At 60.4% G+C, this 6105-nt stretch carries 6 protein-coding genes; 4 read left to right on the top strand and 2 right to left on the bottom strand.

Annotation, left to right across the window (positions count from 1 at the left end):
- Nucleotides 1-42: 42 nt before the first annotated feature.
- The 3 genes from ACMI1Q_RS08180 to ACMI1Q_RS08190 all read left to right on the top strand — a co-directional run bounded on the left by ACMI1Q_RS08180 (nucleotide 43) and on the right by ACMI1Q_RS08190 (nucleotide 2902).
- Complete coding sequence (locus tag ACMI1Q_RS08180; protein ID WP_419503410.1) at nucleotides 43-1065, top strand: rod shape-determining protein; 1023 nt, start codon at nucleotides 43-45, stop codon at nucleotides 1063-1065.
- Between the two features lie 176 nt (nucleotides 1066-1241).
- Complete coding sequence (locus ACMI1Q_RS08185; protein WP_419503411.1) at nucleotides 1242-1640, top strand: OadG family protein; 399 nt, start codon at nucleotides 1242-1244, stop codon at nucleotides 1638-1640.
- Between the two features lie 14 nt (nucleotides 1641-1654).
- Nucleotides 1655-2902: a sodium ion-translocating decarboxylase subunit beta gene (locus ACMI1Q_RS08190; protein ID WP_419067741.1), complete on the top strand. Its 1248-nt coding sequence runs from the start codon at nucleotides 1655-1657 to the stop codon at nucleotides 2900-2902.
- Nucleotides 2903-3039: 137 nt separating this feature from the next.
- Here ACMI1Q_RS08190 and ACMI1Q_RS08195 read toward each other — a convergent pair whose 3' ends face one another.
- Both ACMI1Q_RS08195 and ACMI1Q_RS08200 read right to left on the bottom strand, forming a co-directional pair.
- Complete coding sequence (locus tag ACMI1Q_RS08195) at nucleotides 3040-4155, bottom strand: phosphotransferase enzyme family protein (protein WP_419503412.1); 1116 nt, start codon at nucleotides 4153-4155, stop codon at nucleotides 3040-3042.
- Between the two features lie 152 nt (nucleotides 4156-4307).
- Complete coding sequence (locus ACMI1Q_RS08200; protein ID WP_419503413.1) at nucleotides 4308-5177, bottom strand: AraC family transcriptional regulator; 870 nt, start codon at nucleotides 5175-5177, stop codon at nucleotides 4308-4310.
- Nucleotides 5178-5488: 311 nt separating this feature from the next.
- On the opposite strand from ACMI1Q_RS08200, the gene ACMI1Q_RS08205 reads away from it, so the two are divergent.
- Nucleotides 5489-6105 (top strand): 1,3-beta-galactosyl-N-acetylhexosamine phosphorylase N-terminal domain-containing protein (locus ACMI1Q_RS08205; protein WP_419503414.1); only part of this gene is annotated, 617 nt, incomplete at its 3' end.

Consider the following 6105-nt stretch of genomic DNA (forward strand, 5'->3'; position numbering starts at 1 on the left):
GTGGGCGGGCAGCAACAGAACAAAGAAAGCGAAGTGTGAGTTATGGCGCAGTATGATATTGGCATCGACCTCGGCACGACCACCATCATCATCGCGATGGAGGGCAAGGGCGTGATCCTGAACCAGCCCAGCGTTGTGGCGGTGGACACCCGCAAGGACCAGGTCCTGGCGGTGGGAGACGACGCGCTGGCCATGGTGGGCCGCACCCCCAATTACATCCTGGCCACCCGCCCGCTGAAGGACGGCGTGATCTCCAACCACACCCTCACGAAAGAGCTGATCTGCCGCTTCGTGAACAAGGTCTATGACTCCAAGCTCATCAAGCCCCGCGTGGCGGTGTGCGTGCCCGCAGCCATCACCGGCATCGAGAGCGACGCCGTGGTGGAGGCCGTGGTGGCTGCCGGCGCCCGGCAGGTCTTTTTGATCGATGAACCCATTGCAGCCGCGCTCGGCTGCGGCATCGATATCCTGCAGCCGGAGGGCCACATGGTGGTGGACATCGGCGGCGGCACCACCGACATCGCGGTGATCAGCATGGGCGGCAAGGTGAGGTCCGCCAGCGTGAAGATCGCGGGCAACACCTTTGACGATGAGATCCAGAAATACGCCCGCCTCAAATTCAACGTGGCCATCGGCCTGCGCACCGCCGAGGAGCTGAAAAAGCAGGTGGCCAGCTGCCGCCCCAGCACCTTCTCCGCCGAGATGGAAGTGAAGGGCCGCAGCCTGCTCACCGGTCTGCCCCAGCGCCTCACCGTGACCACCGAGGACCTCTACGAGGCGGTGATGCCCCTGGCCGAGCAGATCGCCGCGGCGGCCCATCAGGTGCTGGAGCACACTCCGCCGGAACTGGCCGGCGACATCTACTCCGCCGGCGTGGTGCTCACCGGCGGCGGCTCCAAGCTCAAGGGCCTGGACGAATACCTGAGCCAGCAGCTCAAGGTGAAGGTGCGGGTCTCGGACGACCCCATCAACTGCGTTGCCCTGGGCACGGCGCGGTGCCTGGAGATCGGCGACCAGCTGGAAAGCGGCTTTGTGGACGCAACGCCCCGCCTGGGCCACAGATAAAACTGATGCGCCCGTCTGCACGAAACACTCCGTGCAGGCGGGCGTTCCTTTTTGCTTTTTTAATTTGTACAAATGCTATTATTTTAACAAAACCATTTCTGCGACCTTGAAACAGGGGCTTTTTTTCGATATAATGTAAAAGACGAAAATTGAGCTTTGGAAAAGGGGGCCATCCAATGAATGCAGTTCTGCTTGCGGCGGGCGCCGCACAGGCCGCGGAACCGTCGGTGCTCGTGGTCGCGGGGATCGGCATGTCCCTGGTCTTTCTGGTGCTGATCCTGCTGACTTATATCATCGCCCTTCAGGGCAAACTGTTCGACGCGCTGAACGCCAGAAAACAGAAGGCGGCTGCCGAAGCGGCAGTGAAAAGCCAGCCGCAGCCCCCGCAGCTGCAGGAACCCATGGAGGCTCCGCCCTTTGTGGAAGAAGGCATCAGTGAAGAGATCGTGGCGGTCATTGCGGCGGCAGTCGCGTCGGCCAGCGGCGGCAAATACACGCTCCGCGCAGTCAAGCGCGCCGGCGGCCGAGGCAGCTGGGGCGCGGCGGGCGTCGAGAGCGGCACGGAGCCGTTTTAAGGGGGGGCTGAACCATGAGTGCTTTTTTTGATACCCTCGTCAGCATCTGGGAGAACTCCGGTTTCATGGGGATTGCCGAGGACTGGCGCTATCTGCTCATGATCGTGGTGGCCTGCCTGCTTTTGTACCTGGCCATCGTGAAAGAGTTCGAGCCCCTGCTTTTGCTGCCCATCGCCTTTGGCATGCTGATGGCGAACCTGCCCGGCAGCGGCATCATCCATATGCAGTACTTCATCGCGCCGGAAGGGGCCGACCCGAGCCTCTATCCCATGTTCAGCGAGATACTCCACAACGGCGGCCTGGCGGACATGCTCTATCTGGGCGTCAAGCTGGGCGTCTACCCGCCGCTCATCTTCCTTGGCATCGGCACCATGACTGACTTCGGCCCGCTGATCTCCAACCCCAAGAGCCTGCTGCTGGGCGCTGCCGCGCAGCTGGGCATCTTCGCCACATATTTCATGGCGAAGTTCGTGCACATCCCTTATAACTTCCTGGCCGAACTGCTGGGCTTTGCCCCCATCGAGCCCTTCACCGGCCCGGAGGCGGCGGCCATCGCCATCATCGGCGGCGCCGACGGCCCCACGGCGATTTATGTGACAAGCATTTTGGCGGCAGGTCTGCTGGGCTCCATCGCAGTGGCGGCCTACAGCTACATGGCGCTGGTGCCGGTCATCCAGCCGCCCATCATGAAGGCGCTCACCACAAAGAAGGAGCGCAGCATCGTGATGAAGCAGCTGCGCACCGTCTCCAAGACCGAGAAGATCATCTTCCCCATCATGTGCACCATCATCATCAGCCTCATCCTGCCCGATTCGGCCGTGCTGATCGGCATGCTGATGCTGGGCAACCTGATGAAAGAGTCCGGCGTGGTGGACCGCATCAACCGCACCGCGGGCAATGAGCTGATGAACATCATTACCATTTTCCTGGGTCTGTCCGTCGGCTGCACCACCAGTGCCAACACCTTCCTGAACGCCCGCACCGTGCTCATCATCATCCTGGGCCTGCTGGCCTTCTCCTTCGGCACTGCCGGCGGCGTTCTGTTCGGCAAGCTGATGTGCTGGGCCACCCATGGTCAGGTGAACCCCCTGATCGGTTCCGCCGGTGTGTCCGCCGTTCCCATGGCGGCTCGCGTGTCCCAGAAAGTGGGTCAGGCGGAGAACCCCACCAACTTCCTGCTGATGCACGCCATGGGCCCCAACGTGGCCGGCGTGATCGGCAGCGCCGTTGCGGCGGGCATCCTCATCAACATCTTCAGCTGACAAACAGCTGCCATTGAACCAAACAAAAGCGCCTTTTCACCGCACCGCGGCGAAAAGGCGCTTTTTCTTTCGTTTGAACAAACAAAAACGCCCCGGCCGTTCGGCCGGGGCGCAAAAGCAGGGAAGAGGGGGTGGGCTTAGCGGGCGTACTTTTTCACCACGTCCTGCATGGCGTCCCACTGGGCCTCCATATCCCGCACCAGCTTGAACTGGGTACGGCAGCGGTCCAGGTTCTGGCCCTCCCGCTGGGTGTGGAAGTAGTGGTCGCCCTCCAGGTAGTCGGTCAAAAAGCGGATGCCGCACTCCAGGGTCATCAGCTTGGCGCCCCAGGGCATGTACTCCAGCTCGGCCTCGGTCAGCGCACCGGCGGCGCCCTCCAAAAAACCTTTGGTGTACACGTCGTAGAGCTCGATGTCGAAGTTCACCTTGGAGAGGTCCCGCTCGTCCTCGGCGCTGTGGTTGGCGCCGAAACGGATGGAATCGCCGAAGTCGTTGATGGAAAGACCGGGCATCACGGTGTCCAGGTCGATGATGCAGATGCCCTGCAGGCTGTCCTTGTCCATCAGCACGTTGTTCAGCTTGGTGTCGTTGTGGGTGACCCGCAGGGGCAGCTTGCCCTGGCGCAGGGCCTCCAGCGCCACGCTGCAATCCGCCTTGTGGGCCAGCACGAACTGGATCTCAGGCTGGGCGGTGGCAACGCGGCCCAGCGCGTCGGCAGCCAGCGCCTTTTCAAAGTTCCGATAACGGTTCTCGGTGTCGTGGAACTTCTCGATGGTCTCGAACAGGGTGTCGGCGGGATAGTCGCTCAGCATCGCCTGGAATTTGCCAAAGGCCTGGGCGGAAGCGTAGAACAGCTCCGGCGTCTCGGCAGACTGCAGGCACAGAGTGTTCTCCACAAAGGGATACACGCGCCACGCGCCGCCCTGGGAATCGGTGAAGAAACTCTCACCCGTGCGGGTGGGATGCACCGTCAGGGTCTCCCGGTCGGGGTCGCCGCCGGCGGCAACGATCTTCTTGCGCAGGTGCTCGGTCACGCCCACGATGTTGGCCATCAGCTGGTCGGGATGCTTGAAGGCCGCGGCGCTCATGCGCTGCAGAATGAACCGGCGGCATTCGCCCTCCGGCGTCTGCACATAGGCGCAGAAAGTGTCGTTGATGTGGCCCTTGCCGTAGCGCAGCGCGCCGGCCACCTCACCGCCCAGGTCGTAGGCGGCAAAAACTTCCTGCAGGGACTGTTCAGCAAGACTGGACATTGTTATACCTCCCAATGTTTTGGCCGGAAATCGTGTCCGGCGGCACCATTTCAAATCATCTTCATTTTAGTGGAAGAACGGTGCGTAGGAAATACCGCCTTTCGTACTTTATTTGCACGATCGTTCACAAAGGCCGGGACACATGGTGCAAACTACCGTCGTGGCGTGCCGCGGCTCTGCTTGCGGTATTCCATGGGGCTCATGCCCATCAGTTTGCGGAAACTCTGGGAGAAATAACTGGGGGAAGAGAAACCCATGGTGTGGGAGATCTGCGACAGGGAGTGGTCGGTGTCGCTGAGCAGATAGCAGCTCTCCTTCACCCGGCGCTGGATCAGGTAGTTGATGGGGGAGATCTGGTACTCGCGGCTGAAGGAATGAACAAGATAGTATTTGCTCACGTGAGCCAGTTCCGCCAGCTGGTCCAGGCTGATGTTCTCCTTGAAGTTGGCGTCGATGTAGCGCTTCACGATGGCGCATTCCTTGCTGGCGCGGCGGGTGGGCTCGGCGCTGGATGCAAAGTCGGTGTAGCGCCCCAGCAGCAAAAGCAGCATTTCCAGCAGCAGCTGGCACATCTGCACATAGCCCGTGGTGCGCTGTTCCAGTTCCTGCAGGATGGACTGCAGGATGTGCAGCACCGCCTCCTGCCCGCCGTGGAAATTGTAAACGCCGTACTGTCCGTTGGTGCCGGTGGTGAATTGCAGCCCTTCCACACCCAGCACGATATACTCCAGCGGGTGGGAATAGAGGCTCAGTTCGGTGTGCTCCACCTGGGGATTAATGATCACCAGATCGCCCTTCGCCACGGCCAGCAGATCGTGTCCCATACGGAACTGACCCACGCCGCTCACCACATAAAACAGTTCGATGCAGTCGTGGGTGTGGGGCAGGCTGTGCCAGTCGGGGCCATAGGTCGCCGCGGTGGCATAGAGCAGCCGCGCCGAGGAATAATCGTTCGCCTGACCGGCCGAACACTGGGCGGCAGCGACGTCTTTCGGGGAAAGGTCGTATCTCTTGTTGCTCATGGTGTGACTCCTGTGCAAACTGCAAGATATGGGCGCCAATTTGGAATAAATATCCAATTGCCTTTTTCATAATTATAGTACAGTCCCCGGTTTTTTACAATACCCCCAAAATTTCCGGGAATTGAAGAAATGTTTTTTGTGTATTTGTGAGTAGCCCTTGTCGATTTGCAAAGCCATGAAATAAACAATATTTATAAAAAATGAGCAACAATGAGATTGTTCCGGGTGCGGAATACGATATACTGAAAATGAACCAGCATGGGTATGCGGGTGCCGAACCAACATCAGGACAAGAGAAATCGAGGTAAGAAATGAACGATCCGAAGCGAACGGGGCGCGTGACGATCCCCACCAATCTGGACGTTGTGCCCCAGACTATTGAGATCTTGAAGCGCTGGGGGGCAGACGCCATCCGCGACTGCGACGGCACCGAGTTCCCCGAGGAACTGACCAAGGTGGGCGCGAAAATTTACTCCACCTACTACACCACCCGGAAGGACAACGCCTGGGCCAAGGCGAACCCGGACGAGGTGCAGCAGTGCTACATCATGACCGGCTTCTACACCTCCGACGGCGGGGAGCTGCGCATCCCCCTGATGCAGGGCATCTCGGAGGAGCTGATGCAGGTCAACACCCGGGACGACATCAAGCGCTGGTGGGAGGTCATGGACCGCACCACCGGCCAGCCGCTGGCCGCCGACGCCTGGAGCTACGACGAGACAGATGGCTGCGTGGTCATCCCCGCACCCGAGGCGTACCACGAGTACACCGTGAGCTTTCTGGCCTACCTCATCTGGGACCCCGTGCACATGTACAACGCGGTGACCAACGACTGGAAGGACTTTGAGCACCAGATCACCTTCGACGTGCGCCAGCCCAAGACCCACAAGTTCACCATGGAGCGCCTGCGCAAGTACATCGCCGAGCA

This window comes from Candidatus Allofournierella excrementavium, from assembly GCF_048526665.1.
GTDB classification, from domain to species: Bacteria; Bacillota; Clostridia; order Oscillospirales; family Ruminococcaceae; genus Allofournierella_A; species Allofournierella_A excrementavium.